General features: G+C 68.1%; 14 protein-coding genes. 6 read left to right on the forward strand and 8 right to left on the reverse strand.

Annotated features, from left to right (window positions below; translation table 11 throughout):
* Positions 1–240 precede the first annotated feature (240 nt).
* Positions 241–1473 (reverse strand): acetyl-CoA C-acetyltransferase, encoded by a 1233-nt coding sequence (locus FQU96_RS39220; protein ID WP_146546877.1) that lies wholly within the window; start codon positions 1471–1473, stop codon positions 241–243.
* Positions 1474–1501: 28 nt separating this feature from the next.
* The gene (locus FQU96_RS39225) at positions 1502–2149 is read right to left on the reverse strand and encodes a TetR/AcrR family transcriptional regulator (protein ID WP_146546878.1); all 648 of its coding nucleotides are present in this window, start codon (positions 2147–2149) and stop codon (positions 1502–1504) included.
* An 81-nt stretch (positions 2150–2230) separates the two neighbouring features.
* Between FQU96_RS39225 and FQU96_RS39230 the strand changes: the two genes are divergently transcribed.
* Positions 2231–3367 carry an acyl-CoA dehydrogenase family protein gene (locus FQU96_RS39230; RefSeq protein WP_146546879.1) on the forward strand — a complete coding sequence of 379 codons (1137 nt, stop codon included), beginning with the start codon at positions 2231–2233 and terminating at the stop codon, positions 3365–3367.
* Positions 3368–3382: 15 nt separating this feature from the next.
* Here FQU96_RS39230 and FQU96_RS42385 read toward each other — a convergent pair whose 3' ends face one another.
* The gene (locus tag FQU96_RS42385) at positions 3383–4264 is read right to left on the reverse strand and encodes a hypothetical protein (protein ID WP_178131089.1); all 882 of its coding nucleotides are present in this window, start codon (positions 4262–4264) and stop codon (positions 3383–3385) included.
* A gap of 131 nt (positions 4265–4395) precedes the next feature.
* Here FQU96_RS42385 and FQU96_RS39245 point away from each other — a divergent pair, with 131 nt between their 5' ends.
* Positions 4396–6735, forward strand: coding sequence for a xanthine dehydrogenase family protein molybdopterin-binding subunit (locus tag FQU96_RS39245; RefSeq protein WP_146546882.1), 2340 nt, complete (start codon positions 4396–4398; stop codon positions 6733–6735).
* 186 nt (positions 6736–6921) lie between these two features.
* On the opposite strand, the gene FQU96_RS39250 is transcribed toward FQU96_RS39245, so the two are convergent.
* Positions 6922–8682, reverse strand: coding sequence for a chloride channel protein (locus tag FQU96_RS39250; protein ID WP_146546883.1), 1761 nt, complete (start codon positions 8680–8682; stop codon positions 6922–6924).
* A gap of 223 nt (positions 8683–8905) precedes the next feature.
* Between FQU96_RS39250 and FQU96_RS39255 the strand changes: the two genes are divergently transcribed.
* Positions 8906–10054, forward strand: a complete 1149-nt coding sequence (locus FQU96_RS39255; protein ID WP_146546884.1) for an endonuclease/exonuclease/phosphatase family protein — start codon at positions 8906–8908, stop codon at positions 10052–10054.
* Between the two features lie 110 nt (positions 10055–10164).
* Here the strand turns inward: FQU96_RS39255 and FQU96_RS39260 are convergent, their stop codons facing one another.
* The 3 genes from FQU96_RS39260 to FQU96_RS39270 form a co-directional block, all read right to left on the reverse strand.
* On the reverse strand, positions 10165–10608 hold the full coding sequence (locus FQU96_RS39260; protein WP_146546885.1) for a hypothetical protein: 444 nt from the start codon (positions 10606–10608) through the stop codon (positions 10165–10167).
* Between the two features lie 241 nt (positions 10609–10849).
* A complete protein-coding gene (locus tag FQU96_RS39265; protein WP_146546886.1) occupies positions 10850–11041 on the reverse strand; it encodes a hypothetical protein in 192 nt (63 codons plus the stop codon).
* Positions 11042–11148: 107 nt separating this feature from the next.
* Positions 11149–11604 carry a hypothetical protein gene (locus tag FQU96_RS39270; RefSeq protein WP_146546887.1) on the reverse strand — a complete coding sequence of 152 codons (456 nt, stop codon included), beginning with the start codon at positions 11602–11604 and terminating at the stop codon, positions 11149–11151.
* A gap of 115 nt (positions 11605–11719) precedes the next feature.
* Between FQU96_RS39270 and FQU96_RS42390 the strand changes: the two genes are divergently transcribed.
* A complete protein-coding gene (locus FQU96_RS42390; RefSeq protein WP_178131091.1) occupies positions 11720–12094 on the forward strand; it encodes a nuclear transport factor 2 family protein in 375 nt (124 codons plus the stop codon).
* A 128-nt stretch (positions 12095–12222) separates the two neighbouring features.
* Positions 12223–12981: a tyrosine-protein phosphatase gene (locus FQU96_RS42395; protein ID WP_178131093.1), complete on the forward strand. Its 759-nt coding sequence runs from the start codon at positions 12223–12225 to the stop codon at positions 12979–12981.
* Positions 12982–12984: 3 nt separating this feature from the next.
* Here the strand turns inward: FQU96_RS42395 and FQU96_RS39280 are convergent, their stop codons facing one another.
* Complete coding sequence (locus FQU96_RS39280) at positions 12985–15183, reverse strand: cation:proton antiporter (RefSeq protein ID WP_255468844.1); 2199 nt, start codon at positions 15181–15183, stop codon at positions 12985–12987.
* A gap of 220 nt (positions 15184–15403) precedes the next feature.
* Between FQU96_RS39280 and FQU96_RS39285 the strand changes: the two genes are divergently transcribed.
* On the forward strand, positions 15404–16438 hold the full coding sequence (locus FQU96_RS39285; protein ID WP_146546890.1) for an ABC transporter ATP-binding protein: 1035 nt from the start codon (positions 15404–15406) through the stop codon (positions 16436–16438).
* Positions 16439–16457 lie beyond the last annotated feature (19 nt).

Consider the following 16457-nt stretch of genomic DNA (forward strand, 5'->3'; position numbering starts at 1 on the left):
CGTCTGGATCAGCACATGACGCGCCACAGAGTGGCGCGCCCCCAGCGTGTGGTCGCGCCGCCTTGGCCAGCTCTCGTTCAGGCACAGAGGTCCACAGAGGGGAAAAAGCAGCACACACCGAAGGCCTGCTTCAGCTCTCTCTGTGCCCCTCTGTGCCCTCCGTGTCTCTGTGGTGAGGCTTTGCCTGTTCAGGGCACGCCATTCGACCGACGCACCGCGGGGGCCTTCGCTGCGGTGGCGTCAGATGCGCTCGATGATGATGGCGGGGGCCATGCCGCCGGCGGCGCACATGGTCACCAGGCCGCGGCGCTGGTCGCGCCGCTCGAGTTCGTCGAGCACGGTGCCGATCAGGATGGCGCCGGTGGCGCCGATGGGATGGCCCAGGGCGATGGCGCCGCCGTTCACGTTCATCTTCTCGCGATCGACACCCAGTTCGCGCACGTAGACCTCGGGCACCACGGCGAAGGCCTCGTTGACCTCGAACAGGTCGATGTCCTCGATGCCCAGGCCGGCCTTGGCCAGCACCTTGCGGGTCGCCGGCACCGGGGCGTTGAACATCAGGGTCGGCGAGCAGCCCATGTTGGCCATCGCCACGATGCGCGCCCGCGGCTTCAATCCGTGCGCCTTGGCGTAAGCGGGCGATGCCAGCAGGATCGCTGCCGCACCGTCGACCACACCCGACGAGTTGCCGGCGTGGTGGATGAACTTGATGTCGAGATCGGGGAAGTTCTGGCGGATCAGGCCGCGGTATGTCGTGCCCTGCTCGTCCAGCGCCACATCCGCCGTCACCTCGAACGCGGGCTTCAGGCCGGCCAGGCCTTCCAGCGTGGTCTGCGGCCGCGGGTATTCGTCGCGGTCGAGCGCCAGGCTGCCGTCCTCGCGGTACACGGGCACCAGGCTCTTGTCGAAGTGGCCGCCGGCAATCGCCTTGGCGGCGCGCTGCTGGCTCACCAGGCCCATGCGATCGGCCTGCTCGCGGGTGACGCCCTCCAAGGTCGCCGTGGCGTCGGCGGTGATACCCTGGTGCGCCTGCGGATGGCGCGCGCGCAGGCGCAGGTTGCCGGCGTCGAGCATCATCGGCCCCTCGCCGCGCCGACCCGCCATCGACATCATTTCCGTACCGCCGGCAACGACCAGGTCCTCGTATCCCGACATGATCGACGCGGCGGCGAGGTTGACCGACGTGATGCCCGAGCCGCAGAAGCGGTCCAACGTCACGGCGCTGGAGCGCACGTCGTAGCCCGCGTCGAGCGCGGCCATGCGCGCGAGGTCGCCGCCCTGCGGCCCGCGCTGCGAGCTGGTGCCCCAGATGATGTCGTCGACATCGCCGGTGTCGATCTTGGTGCGCTCGGCGATCGCCTTCAGCACCGTGGCCGCCAGCTGCTGCGGGTGGATGTCCGCCAGGGCGCCCTTGCCGACCTTGCCGATGCCGCGCGGCGTGCGGCAGGCGTCGATGATCCAAGCCTCGCTCATGTGTTCCCTCCTCGCAACGGAACGTCGATCAGCGCCCCAGGCGCTGGCGCAGTGATGCCACGCATACCGTGCGCGCGGCCGCCAGGTCGACCGTTCCGGGATCGATCAGCCACTGTGCGATCGCACCGCGAACGGCGGCCAGGATCAGGACGGCCTCGGTATGCACGTCGAGGCCGCGGCGGATCTCGCCTGCCTCGATGCCGGCCTGGATGTTGGCTTCGGCGACCGCCACGGAGTCCCGATTGAGGGCCTCGATCGCCGCCGCCACCGCGGGCTTGTGCAGCGCCCCCGCCAGTACCGTGTGCAGTGCCCGCATCATCACGGGGTTGTCGCCGGCGGCATCGAAATAGAACCGGATGCCGGCGATCAGGCCGCCCAGTCCCGGCCGCCGGCCGGCATGGTCGCGGATGCCGGCAAAGACCCAGTCGCGAATGTGCGCCGCCACGGCGGCGATCAGCTCGTTCTTGGTGCGAAAATAGTGCGCCGGCAGGCCGCTGCTGTAGCCGGCCTGCTCGCCGACATCGGCCAGGGTGAACTCATCGAGCCCCCGCTCGGCGACGATGCGGACCGCCGCCTCGAGCAGGCGCTGCTCGGCCTCGGCACGGCGCTGGGCCTGGCTGCGCCGCGTCCGCCTGCCTGGCGCCTCGCCGTCGGTCGGTGCGGTGATCGCATCCATGTGCCGTTCCACCCTCCGGGGTTGACGGCGACCAGACTCTCATTTATTTATTTTCTGGTCAATAAGTTTATGGAAGAGACCATGACCCGACGCGCCTACTTCACCGAGGACCACGAGCAGTTCCGCACCACCGTGCGGCGGTTCATCGACAAGGAAATCGCGCCCTACCATGCGCAATGGGAGAAGGACGGCGTGGTCGACCGGAACCTGTGGCGCAAGGCGGGCGCGACCGGGATCCTGCTGTCGGACATCCCGGCCGAGTACGGCGGTGGCGGCGGCGACTTCCTGATGGGCGCCGTGCTGACCGAAGAGATGATGCGCGGCGTCCATACCGGGCCGGGCTTTCGCGTGCACTCCGACATCGTCGCCCGCTACATCTTCAACTACGGCAGCGAGGACCAGAAGCAGCACTGGCTGCCGCGCATGGCCAGCGGCGATGCCGTCGGCGCCATCGCCATGACCGAGCCCGGCACCGGCAGCGACCTGCAGGCGGTGCGCACCACCGCCATCCGCGACGGCGATCACTACGTGATCTCGGGCCAGAAGACCTTCATCACCAACGGCCAGCTCTGCGACTTCGTGATCGTGGTGGCCAAGACCGATGCTTCAGCCGGCGCCAAGGGCGTGACCCTGATCATCGTCGAGACCGACCGGTCCGGCTTCTCGCGCGGCCGCAACCTCGACAAGATCGGCATGAAGGCGCAGGACACCTCGGAGCTGTTCTTCGAGCAGGTGCGCGTACCGGTGACCAACCGGCTGGGCGAGGAAGGCCGTGGCTTTGCCTACCTGATGCAGGAACTGCCGCGTGAACGCCTGATCATCGGCGTGGGCTCGGTCGCCGTGATGGAGTCGGCGCTCGACTGGACGCTCGCCTACACGCGCGAGCGCAAGGCCTTCGGCCGGCCGATCGCCGATTTCCAGGCCAACCGCTTCCGGCTGGCCGAGATCAAGACGGATGTGACGGTGGCGCGGATCTTCCTCGATCACTGCATCACGTCGTACCTGGCGGGCGAGCTCAGCGTCGAGCGGGCCGCGATGTGCAAGTACTGGCTGACCGACCTGCAGTCGCGCGTCGTCGATGGCTGCCTGCAGCTGCACGGCGGCTACGGCTACATGTGGGAGTATCCGATCGCCCGCGCCTACGCCGACTCGCGCGTGTCGCGCATCTACGGCGGCTCCAACGAGATCATGAAGGAGCTGATCGGCCGGCACCTGTAGGCGGCGTTGTGGCCGTCAGGTTCGCCGCGGCGGCGCCGACCAGAAGAGCAGCACAGCCGCCAGCAGGATGGCGCCCAGCACGATGCCGCCGATGACGATATCGGTGCCACCCAGCAGCGCGCGCGGGTCGCTCTCCATCCTGTCGCGGACGTCGGGAATCGACGACACGGTCACGAGGACGATGCCGACGAAGGCCGTGAAGCCGGCGCCGGACAGCAGGGTGATGGCCGTCGTGCGCTGCCAGCGCCAATGGCGGTTGATGAGGATGGCGATCACCAGCAGCACCAGCGCGATCGCCGAGGGGACGGCGACCAATCCCAGTTTCTCACCCGGTGGCGTTGGCGCGAAACTGAGCAGCGTCAGGAAGTACACGGCGAAGCCGGCTGCGACGTAGACGATGATCGCGAGCACCTTGCGCGCCATGGAAGCCGGCGACGGTGGCGCTGTCGGCCAGGGCGGCGGCGCTCCGGCCGGCAACGGCGTTGGTGGCGCCGGCGACGCCGTACCCTTGAACCAGGCGGTCGCGTCGGCGCGGAACAGGAAAACCGTCAGCAGTGCCACGATCAACAGGCCGGGCAGCATCATGATCGTGACGCTGCCGGTCGCCGCCGCGATCAGCACCATCAGGACGGACCACCCCGGATAAAGATAGCGCGCCCAGTCGCTTCGCTTCAGAACACCGACGCCACAGACCAGGCGCACGACCTGATCGACCACCGTCAGTCCCAGCTGCGCCGCCAGCGGCAGCCAGCCGCCGCGCACGAAAGGACTGTTCACGATCTCGTGTCGAAGATGAGGGATGAGCGCGCTCGCCACGAGACCGACGGCGGCAAGCCCCGCCATCGCGATGATCAGCCATCCGACGGCGGTTACGGATATAGGACGCGGCGGTGTCATGGGTCTGTCACCTGTACGCTCATTGAGTCATAGCGACCTTGCACGGGCAGTTATCACTAGGGCCAGGCTGGCCGGCGCGATATCCTTGGCACATCCCGTGCATCGCACAATCCCACATTCTGGACGGATCCATGAACGCGCCGTCGTACGTCAGCACGCTTGATTCGTTGAAATTCGGCATCGGCCAGCCGGTGCCGCGCCAGGAAGACCCGACTTTGCTGCGCGGCCAGGGCCGCTATACCGACGATCTCAACCTGCCGGGCCAGGCCTGGTGCGTGATGGTGCGCAGCCAGGTGGCGCACGGCATCATCAAGGGCATCGATACCGAGCAGGCCAGGACCATGCCCGGCGTGCTGGGCGTGTGGACCGGCGCCGATCTCGACGCCGCGGGCTACGGCCCGCTCAAGACCCTGATCCCGGTGCCCAACCGCGACGGCACGCCGATGAAGACGCCGACGCGCCACTCGCTGGCCACCGACAAGGTGCGCTTCGTGGGCGATCCGGTGGCCTTCGTCGTGGCCGAGACCGTGGCGCAGGCCAAGGACGCGGCCGAGGCGGTCACGGTCGACATCGAGCCGCTGCCGGCGGTGACCGACGCGCGTGCCGGCGCCCAGGCCGGCGCGCCGCAGGTGTTCGACGACGCGCCCGGCAACATCTGCGTCGACTACCACTATGGCGATGCCGAGAAGGTCGCCGCCGCCTTCGCGCAGGCCGCGCACGTGGCGCGCCTGCGGCTGGTCAGCAACCGAATCGTGGTCTGCGCCATGGAGCCGCGCTCGGCGCTCGCGCAGTACGATGCCGCCAGCGACCGCTACACGCTCTATGCCGGCAACCAGGGCGCTTTCGGCCTGAAGCACCAGATGGCCGATCTCTTGAAGATCAAGCCGGCGCAGATGCGCATCCTGACCGGCAATGTCGGCGGCTCGTTCGGCATGAAGGGATCGCCCTACCCCGAGTATGCCGGCCTGTTCCACGCCGCCAAGCTGCTGGGCCGGCCGGTGAAGTGGACCGACGAGCGCAGCGGCAGCTTCCTGTCCGACCAGCACGGCCGCGACCATGATTTCGACGGCGAACTGGCGCTGGACAAGGACGGCACGTTCCTCGCCGTGCGGCTGACCGGCTACGCCAATGTCGGTGCCTACCTCGCCAATGTCGGGCCGCTGATGGGCTCGATGGGTGTCACCCGCAACCTCGCCGCCATCTACCGCACGCCGCTGATCGAGGTGTCCTCGAAGGTGGTGTTCACCCACACCTCGCCGGTGGGCGCCTATCGCGGCGCCGGCCGGCCCGAGGCCAACTATTTCATGGAGCGCCTGATCGACACCGCGGCGCGCGAAATGGGGCTGGACCACCTGGCGCTGCGCCGGCGCAACCACATCCGGCCCGAGGAGATGCCGTACAAGACCGCGTCGGGCACCACCTACGACAGCGGCGAGTTCACCGCGCTGCTGGACGAGGCGCTGCAGCTGGCCGACATCGCGGGTTTCGCCGCCCGCAAGGAAGAGAGCGCGCGGCGCGGCAAGCTGCGCGGGCTGGGCGTCGGCAACTACCTCGAGGTCACGGCGCCGCCGATGAAGGAGATGGGCGGCATACGCTTCGAGGCCAACGGCGACGTCACCATCATCACCGGCACCCTGGACTACGGCCAGGGCCACTGGTCGGCGTTCGCGCAGGTGCTGCACGAGAAGCTCGGCATCCCGTTCGAGCGCGTCAAGCTGATCCAGGGCGACAGCGATCTTCTGATCGCCGGCGGCGGCACCGGCGGCTCGAAGTCGATCATGGCCAGCGGTGCGGCGATCGTCGAAGCCTCCGACAAGGTGATCGACAAGGGCAAGCAGATCGCCGGCGTGGCGCTGGAAGCATCGGCCGCCGACATCGAGTTCAAGGCCGGCCGCTTCACCATCGTGGGCACCGACCGCAGCATCGAGATCATGGGCCTGGCCGCGAAACTGCGCGGCGGCATGACCCTGCCGGAGGGCGTGCCCACGACGCTCGACGTCAGCCACGTGCACGAGGCGGCGCCGTCGGCCTATCCCAACGGCGCCCATGTGGCGGAGGTCGAGGTCGATCCCGACACCGGCACGGTGGCGGTGGTGAAGTACACCATGGTCAACGACTTCGGCACGGTGATCAATCCGCTGCTGGTCGAGGGCCAGAGCCACGGCGGCGTCGTGCAGGGCATCGGCCAGGCGCTGTTCGAGCGCACGGTCTACAGCGAGGACGGCCAGTTCATTACCGGCTCGTTCACCGACTACGCGCTGCCGCGCGCGTCGGACGTGCCCTCGTTCCAGATCGCCTATCACTCGGTGCCGGCCACCACCAATGTGCTGGGCGCCAAGGGCTGCGGCGAAGCCGGCTGCGCCGGCTCCCTGCCCTCGGTGATGAACGCCCTGGTCGATGCGCTTGATGGCAAGCACATCGACATGCCGGCCACGCCCGAGCGGGTCTGGGAAGCGCTGCAGGGGCGGTAGTACCCGCTATCGCTCGAGTGGGACTGTCATCCCGAGTGCCCCTTCGACAGGCTCAGGAGAGGGATCTTTCGATGCAGGCGCACCCTGCGTCACTTGCAGAAGATCCCTCGCTGTGCTCGGGATGACAGCTGCATCACTGACGAGTGAGAGGCTGTTGGCTTCCCCAGCTTGCCGGGAAGAAACAAATCACACCTGCCCCAGCACGTCGCGGCGGCGCAGTTCCAGCGCCTCGGCGTAGCGGCGCAGCGCGTGCGCCTCGGTCAGCAGGCCGACCACGCGGCGCGTCTCGCGCCCGTCGGCGACGGCCAGCGCCTCGGCCTCGGTGCGATCGAACAACTCCACCGCCTCCTTGATGGTCATGTGCTCCAGCAGCACGTCGTCGGCATGGTGCAGGATCGTGCCGACCGTGCCGCTGTCCGCCAGTTCCGCCGCATGGGCTTCGGCCACCATCACCAGTCCGGCGTAGCGATCATCGGCATCGATAGCCACCACCTGCGTCGCGGCGCCCAGCGGAAAGGCGTCGCGAAAGGCCGGCAGGCGCATGTCGACGGGCACCGTGCGCGCGTCGTGGCGCATCATGCGGTCGACCGTGAGGTCGCGGATCCAGCCGACATCGGCGGCGCTGCGGATGGTCTCGCCGCGCAGGTGGAAGCGCCAGGTGGCGAACGAATAGCCGAACGTCTCGCGCGTCACCTGGGTGGCGATGATCACGGCCACCAGCACTGCCGTGGTCAGCCAGAAATTGCCGGTGGTCTCCAGCGCAATGAAGGTCATGGTGAGCGGCCCGCCGATCACGGCGACCGACAGGGCGCCCATGCCGATGATGGCATAGACGCCGGCGTCGAGGCCCAGCGACGGCCAGAGTGCCCCCAGCCCCGAGGCAAACAGCTGGCCGCCCAGCGCACCCAGCAGCAGCGAGGCAAAGAACAGGCCGCCGCGGAAGCCGGATCCCAGCGACACCATGGACGCCAGCGCCTTGAGCACGAACACCAGCGCGATCGCCCACAGCGAGCGGTCCAGCACGCCGGCCAGATGCAGGGCGCCATGGCCCGACGACATCACCTGCGGCGATACCAGCGCCAGCAGCCCGACCAGGAGGCCACCGATCGCCGGCCGCAGCAGTGCCGGGATGCGCGCGCGTCCGAACAAGGATTCGCAGAACGACACGCCGCGCATCAGCGCGATGCCGAGACCGGCCGCCAGCAGGCCCAGGATGCCGGCGATGACCAGGTCATGACCGGCGATGGTCGACGTGCTGGCAACGACGATGCCCTGTGACGACGGCGACACCGCCTGGGCGACGACATGCCCGAGCAGGGCCGCCAGCCCGACCGGCGCCAGGCTCGCCACCGAGTAGCTGCCGATGACGAGTTCGAAGGCGTAGAAGGCGCCGGCCAGCGGTGCCCCGAAGGCGGCGGCGATGGCGCCGGCGGCACCACAGCCGACCAGCACCCGCAGATCGCCGCGGCGCAGGCGGAACTTGCGTCCGATCGACGAGGCGATGCCGGCAGCGAGCTGGGTGTAGCCGGCCTCCAGGCCGACCGAGGCACCGACGCCGCTGGACCAGAGGGTCTGCACGGCCACCAGCAGGCTGCCGCGGAACGACATGCGGCCGCCGTGCAAGGCGTTGGCCTCGATCGGATCGACCTCGCGGCCGGCGCGCCAGCGCGCGATCAGCGCCATCGCCAGGCCGAACAGCAGGCCGCCGGCCAGCGGCACGGCGACCGCCCGCAGCGGATCCAGCAGCTGGTGCGCCGACAGGCGCTGGCCGGGCGACAGGTCGAAGAAAAGGCGGTGCAGGACATCGACACCCACGCTCATGGCGCTCACGACGAGACCGGCGGCGACGCCGATGACGGCGGCCAGCACGACGAGGCTGGTCTCGCGCGAGCGCACCAGCGCGCGCCATCGGCGCGGGACTTCCAAGGTGATCCGGAGTGGACGCATCGCAAGACTACACTGTAGGCGCTTCCCGATCGTTCAAGCGCCGGAATGCGTCGTTTTGCGGGCCAATCCGCCGACGCAGGCCTGCTGCCCCGGTAGCGCAACTGCAGCATTCGCGCCTTAGGCTGTGCATGAGCATCGTACGATCGGATGACGTACCGCTCTGCGCAACGGCGTACGATGGCGCCGGAAGTCGTGAAGAACGCCCTCGGAAGGAGCCGGCACCGTGGTTCGCATCGCTTCCTTCAATGTCGAGAACCTGTTCCAGCGTCCCAAGGCGCTGAACGGCGATACCTGGGCCGAGGGCCGCCCGATCCTGGCCGCGTACAAGGAGGTGAACGAACTGTTCGCCCTGGACGCCTACAGCGCGACGACCAAGCGGCGCATCCGCGACCTGCTGGTCAAGCTCGAGATCTACTCACGCAACAAGCACCAGGCGATCCGGCGCAACCTGACCAAGGATCCCCGATGGGCCTGGCTGCGCAAGAATCGCGGCGCCTTCGATCGCGAGCCCGTCGATGCGACCCAGAGCGTCGAGATCATCGCAACCGGCCGCGCCGACTGGATCGGCTGGGTCGAGCTGGCGACCGAACAGGTGGACGAGACCGCGACGCGCATGACGGCGCGTGTCATCCATGATCTCGACGCCGATATCATGGGCGTCGTCGAGGCCGAGGACCGGCCGGCACTGGCCCGGTTCAACCGCGAGCTGCTGGACACACGCTACCGCCATGTGATGCTGGTCGACGGCAATGACGATCGCGGCATCGACGTCGGCATCATGACCCGTGACGGATTCCCGATCACCTCGATCCGGTCGAACGTCGACGCGCTGAGCAACGGCAAGCCGATCTTCGACCGCGACTGCCCGCAATACGAGATCGTGACACCCGCCGGCACCACCGTCCACGTGCTGCTCAACCACTTCAAATCGCAATCGGGCGGCGGCGGCGAGCGCCGCAAGCTGCAGGCGACGGAAGTGCGCCGCATCGCCGACGGGTTGGTCGCAGCGGGGCAGCACGTCGTGGTCGCCGGCGATCTCAACGAAGGCCCGGCCCAGGAAGGCGCGTTCGCCGCGAACCTGCGCCCCCTGGTCAACGCCAACAGCCCGCTGATCCCCTGCTACACGCTGGACAGCTTCGATGTCGGCAGCCGACCGGGCACGTTCGACGCGTGCGGCCTGCGTAACCGGCTCGACTACGTCCTGGTCTCGAAAAGCCTGCTGCCGCACGTCAGCGGCGGCGGCGTCTTCCGCAAAGGACTGTGGGGCAGCCGGGTCACACGGCCAACCGCGTGGGAGACCTACCCGGAGATCACGCAATCATCGGAAGGCGCGTCCGACCACGCCGCGATTTTCGTCGATCTCGACATCTGATTGCGACCGCGTTTGACAACGGCGCCGCGGTGCTGGAGCGATCCAGGAGGATCCGCGGACAAAGAAAAGGCTCCGAACACTCGCGCTCAGAGCCCTCGACACGTCACCCGTCAGTTCTTCTTGCTGCCGCTTTCCTTGGCGGCGGCGATCCTTGCCGTGCGCGCCTCGGCGGCTGCCATGGCCGATTTGATGGCGCCGTCGATCTGCGCTTCGGTGGAGAGCTGATCCAGCGCCCTGCCACAGGCCCTGCCGGCATCCACGTCAGGCGCATGACCGGCATTGACGAAGATCTCGGCCTGCTCCCCGCCGCCCTTGCTCCTGACCTTGGCCGCGTCGGCCGCCGAGACACCCGAGCTGAGGTACGACGCGAGGCAATATTCCGCCCGGATCTTGTCGCCGTCCGCCTTGCGGTGGTCCGCAGCAGCACTGCGTGACATGAACCAACCGGGATAACCAAAGCAGAAGATGGCCGTGGCGATGATGCCGATACCAAGGCCGACCATGTGCTCTTTCGCTATCGGATTCTCCCATACCTTCTTGGCTTGACCAGCCATATTGATAGCCTCCTGTTGACAAGCGGGACAACATGTTCGCCCGCTGTTCAGCACCGTATCAGGTTGATGGAAAATAGATAGGAAAAGCCAGGAAGTGCCTTATTAAGCATTAAAAGTGGTTGCGCAGTAATTTATGAGAATCGAAAAAGTCGTCGCATAGTACATGCCAAAGGCATGACTATTTCCGAAGCTGCCGTCATTACGGACACGCCTCGTCACCCGCGTGCGCCGCAGCAATCGCTCAATGCTTGTCGGCTGCTTGCGTCTCCGGCGGGTGGCGCGTATCGCCGCGGCGGTTCTGCGGCCGCACGTAAGTGATACGGGCATCGGGATGTTCTGTCTTAGCCTTCAGGGCTGCGATCAGCGCGTCCTCGGCGTCGACCGCGACGTGGTTCGCCCTGCCTTTGTCCTTGAGCCCGACCGTGAACTTCATCGCCGCCTCCCTGAATGGTTCCGGGGTCGACGCCTCGCGCGCGCCGTCCGCCAGCCGCGACATCGCAGGTGTAGGCCACGGCCGCGCACGCCGCAACCGGCGCCGGGTCAGGGGGCGATGGCGATGACCTTGACCGTCTGCCGCTGGCAGGCGTTGTCATTGCAGATGCCGCTGAACCAGACCTCCCCGTCGCCGATCATCACGCCGGTGTCGCGGGCGAACAGAGTCTCGTAGGTCTGCTTGCGCACTGCCGCGACAACCCGGGCCGTGACGATCTGGTCGTAGCGGGCGAGCAGATCCGGCGCGGCGCGCAAGGCGACGTCCTTGCCGCCGCTCCTGATGGTCAGCGGATAGGCGATCATGGCGGCGACCGCCGGCTTGTTGCCCGCCACGACCGCCGCCTTCAGATCGATGAAGAATGCGCGATAGGGCTTGTGATCGCCGAACAGGCTGTCGAGCCTGGCGTTGACCTCCGGTTCGGACTGCGCGCCCGCCGGCAGCGCGCCGATTGCGGTGCCGCAAAGCAGCGCCAGGACAAGCAGCCCCTTCAACCTGCCGATCATCCGTGTCTCCCGCTCGATTTGTGGTTCACGCACGATATCGCGCCGCCCGCACCGCATCCAGAAGCAGCCCGCCTTCGCGATTGGCCTGCACGCGCATCTATGGCACAGACGCACCATGACACTCGACGACTGCATCGACCTCTATTGCGCCGCCTGGAACGAGCCACAGGCCGCGCGGCGGCAGGACATGCTCACGCCGATCTGGACCGACGCGACGCAATACACCGACCCGACGGTGCATGCGGTCGGCCGCCAGGCGCTCAGCAATCACATCGAGGGCGTGCTGGCCCGCCTGCCCGGCTCGGTCGTGGTGCGCACGACGGCACTGGATGTGCATCACGACGTGCTGCGGTTCGACTGGAAACGCGTGCTGGCCGATGGATCGGTGCGGGTCGAGGGCATCGACATCGTCGAATTCGCCGACGACCACACCTTGCGCCGCGTGATCGGCTTTTTCGGCCCCACGACGCCATCCGAGCCAAAGCCATAACCCGGCAGTGTGCCAGCCGACGGTTTCAGATTTGTGTTCAGCCGGCACACGTCATCCCCGCCTCGCGGGTGACAGACTTGCATGACCGGCGCTACCGCACGGCAACCCGTGTGGCACAAGGTGTCGTCATGACCGACATCGCTTCCCTGCCCCGCATCGTCACGCTCGAAGGCTGCACCAATTTCCGCGACCTCGGCGGCTATCGCACCGTGGACGGCCGCCGCGTGCGGCATGGCCTGGTCTTCCGCTCGGCGCATCTGGGTGGCCTGACGGCGGCAGATCGCCAGACGCTGGGTACATTGGGTGTACGCACGATCGTGGATCTGCGCGGCCTCAATGAAGCGGCCGAGACGCCGCACGCGATCGCCGGCCTGCCGGCCGAGATTCTGGCCGCCGCCATCGAGCCGCGGGTGGGGGAATATCTGCGCCTCGCCCTGGATGAGGGTCGCGCCACGCCCGAGCTGATCATTGGGCTGATGACGTCGCACTATCGCGACTATCCGCAACGCGCCGCTGTCGCCTTCCGCACCTTGTTCGCGGCCCTGTCTGACGGCACGCGCCGGCCGCTGGTGTTCCACTGCACCGCCGGCAAGGACCGCACCGGCTTCGCCGCCGCCCTGCTGCTGACGGCGCTGGGCGTGCCGTGGGACACCGTGATCGAGGACTATCTCCACACCAACGCCGTCTGGACCGGCCATGTCGGCCGCTACCCCGAGCTCGACGCGGCCACGCGGGCCGCCCTGATCGAGGCGCGCATCGACTACCTCGAGGCCGCCTTCGCCGCCCTACGCGAGAACCACGGCGAGGTCGAGACCTTCCTCGAAACGGCGCTGGGCCTCGACAGCGCCGGCCGGGCGCGGCTGCGCGCGGAGCTGCTCGAGGGATAACGCTCAGCTCGACACGAACATTACCGAGCGCTGGCACTGCGCCGACAGCGCCGCGACGATCGGCCCGAAGGACAGCGCATCACCCGTGCGCGGGCTCACGCCCAGCACGACAAGATTGTGATCGCCGCGGCGGATCTGCTGCAGGATGGCGGCCGCCGGCGGCACGCCGCCGCGCACCGCGGTGCGCACCGGCACCTCGTACTGCTCGGCCAGTTCGACGAAATGCCGCAGGATGGCGTCTTCGGCGTTGTCGGTGCCCAGGTGCCGGCCCAGGCGCTGCTGACGCGATAATCCTTGCGGTTGCTGGGAGACGAAGAGCACCGTGACCGAGGTGCGCTGGGCGCGGGCGATGGCCAGCGCCACCTCGCTGGCGCGCGCGGCGTACGATGTGCCGTTGATCGGCACCAGGATGTTGAGGTGGTAGCCGGCCGGATCCTGCGCGTGCGGCCCCCGCGCCGCCACGATCGCGGTCGGCCCCTCGAAGCCGGCGGCGATCGCACCGACCAGCGGGTTGATCTCGCCGTCTTCCTGCAGCGCCTCATCGATGCCGAGCGCCAGCAGGTCGTAGCCCTTCTTCGCTTCGGCAGCGATCCCTTCAGCCGCCGGTACCGTGATCGTGCGCGTCGTGATGTCGGCGGGAACCACCGGCTTGTCGTCCGGGACCGGCGGCGGCGCGTTGTCCGCCGCCTCCTGTGCGATCGCCTTCACGCTGTCCGCCGGCTCCGGCTGCTCCGGTGCCACGGCAGCCGGCACTTTCACGATCGTCACCGGCACGCGGCGGGCGCTGGCCAGCAGGCCGGTCAGGCGCGAGGCGAGCTTGCCGCTGGCGCTGTCGTCGGCCGCCACCAGCAGCCGCTCGAGCCGCGGCACGAATCCGCGCGCCTCGCGGGCTTCGCGCTCCAGGCGCTCGGCCTCGTCCGGTTTCAACGGCAGGCGCGCCAGCGCCCACCGCAGCATGGGCGGCATGGCCATGGTGGTGATGACGGCCATCGCCACGATCAGGCTGAACAGGGTGCGGTCCAGCACGCCGATCGACAGGCCGATGGTGGCAACGATGACCTCGGTCGATCCGCGCGCATTCATGCCGCAGGCCAGCGCCAGCGATTCGCGCAGGCTGAGGCCGCCGATCGTGCCGCCGATGAAGGCGCCGGCGAACTTGCCCAGGCTCGCGATCCCGACCAGCCCCAGGCCGAGTGCCACCAGCGCCGGATCCCGCAGGATCGACAGGTCGGCGCTCAGCCCGGCCAAACCGAAGAAGATCGGCATGAACAGCGCCGTGATCAGCCCGCGCAGCTGCTCGTCGATATGGCGTGTCAGGATGGGTGACTGGCCGACCAGGATGCCGGCGACAAAGGCGCCCAGCACCGTGTGCACGCCGATGAAGTGCGTTGCCAGCGCCATCAGGCCCATGACGATGATGATCATCGTGATCACGGGTGCGTCGCTCACGAAATTGTCGTTGGTCCACCGGATCAGGAAGGCCACCAGGCGCCGGCCCAAGGTGAAGCTGGCCGCCAGGAAGATCAGGGTGCCGACCACGCTGCGGGCCAGGGTCGTTGCGTCGACACCGCCGTGCAGCGCCAGGCCGAACACCATCGCCATGATGATCCAGCCGATGGTGTCGTCGATGATGGCCGCGGCCAGGATCACCTGCCCCACGTTGCGGCGCATGAAGTTCATCTCGCGCACGACCACCGCCACGATCTTCACCGACGAGATGGAGAGCGCAACACCGAGAAAGAGCGAGGTCAGCAGGCGCTTGCCGGGATCGGGCACCATGGCATCCGGCAACAGTTCACCCAGCGCGAAGCCGCAGGCGAACGGCACGGTGATGCCGGCGACCGACACGCTGAACGCCGCGCGCCGCACCTGGCGGATCAGCGACATGTCGGTTTCCATGCCGGTGACCAGCAGCAGCAGCAGGATACCCAGCTGCGAGACGGCATCGAGCATGCTCTTCTGCTCGACGGTCTTGGGAAACAGCGCCTGCTGCAGGTCGGGCAGGACGGCGCCGAATAACGACGGGCCCAACAGGATGCCGGCAATGAGCTGGCCCATGACCGCGGGCTGGCCGATCCGCTGGGCCGCCTCACCCAGCAGACGGCCGACCAGCAGCAGCACGATGATCTGGGCGATGAAGATCGCGACCGTGTGCTCCGAGCCCGTGCCGCCATCGGCCGCCCACGCACCGGGCACGGCCACAAACGATACCGGCAACAGGAGAAGGAGCGCGCTTACAGCGGGTTCGCGACAGAAATTGAGACGGCGGTGACGAACAATCATGACTCTGGACATTATCAACGCGCGGACGGCCTGCAGGTTCCTCGACAGCCTCCCCTTGCCGCCGGCACCGGGTGCGCTAGGGTGAGCGTCAACGCGGTCACGGGCAAGCGGGCGAACAACGCCGGCGGCGGGGGATGGGTTGTCGGCAATCACGTTGCGTGAGGTCAGCAAGGTCTGGGGCACCGTCCGGGCGCTCGATGATGCCACTTTCACGACCCGGGAAGGGCAGTTGCTGGTGCTGCTGGGCCCATCGGGCTGCGGCAAGTCGACGACCCTGCGGCTGATCGCGGGCCTCGACAGCGCCAGTTCCGGCCAGATCGAAATCCTGGGACGCGATGTCACCAACCTGCCGCCGGCAGCCCGCAACGTGTCGATGGTATTCCAGTCCTACGCCCTCTTTCCGCACCTGAGCGTCGCCGAAAACATCATCTTCGGCCTGAAGGTGCGCCACGTGCCGGCCAGCGAGCGCGCCGCCCGCCTGAAGCGGGCGGCCGACATGCTGGGCCTGGCGGCACTGCTCGACCGCAAGCCCTCGCAGCTGTCGGGCGGCCAGCAGCAGCGCGTGGCACTGGGCCGCGCCATCGTGGCCCAGACACCGGTCTGCCTGATGGACGAGCCGCTGTCGAACCTCGATGCGCAGCTGCGGGCCGAGATGCGCCGCGAGATCCGCGCCCTGCAGCAGCGGCTGGGCATCACCATGGCCTATGTCACGCACGACCAGGTCGAGGCGATGACCATGGCCGACCAGGTGATCCTGATGAAGGACGGCCGCATCGAGCAGGACGGGGCGCCCGCGGCGCTCTACGAACGGCCGGCCACCATCTTCACCGCGCGTTTCGTGGGCACGCCGCCAATGAACGTGATTCCCGCCGACGCCATCGCCGCGGCCGGTAGCGCTGACCCGCTCCAGGGAGCGCCGGCCGGTTCGAGCCTGATGCTGGGCGTGCGCCCCGAGCATGTGCGCCTGGTCGAGAGCGGCGGCGTGCCGGCAAGCGTGACCGCGACGGAGTATCTCGGCGCCGACACGCTGGTGCAGACCCGCGTCGGCAGCAGCGAGATGATGGCCCGCCTGCCGGGCCGGATCGACCTGGCACCGGGCGCCGCCGTCCGGCTGGACTGGCAACCCGGCAGCCGGCACTGGTTCGATGCGGTGTCGGGACTACGGGTGGAATAACGAAAGAGCGAACAACGGA

Origin of the sequence: Reyranella sp. CPCC 100927 (assembly GCF_007859315.1) — a bacterium.
In the GTDB taxonomy this organism is placed as follows: Bacteria; Pseudomonadota; Alphaproteobacteria; order Reyranellales; family Reyranellaceae; genus Vineibacter.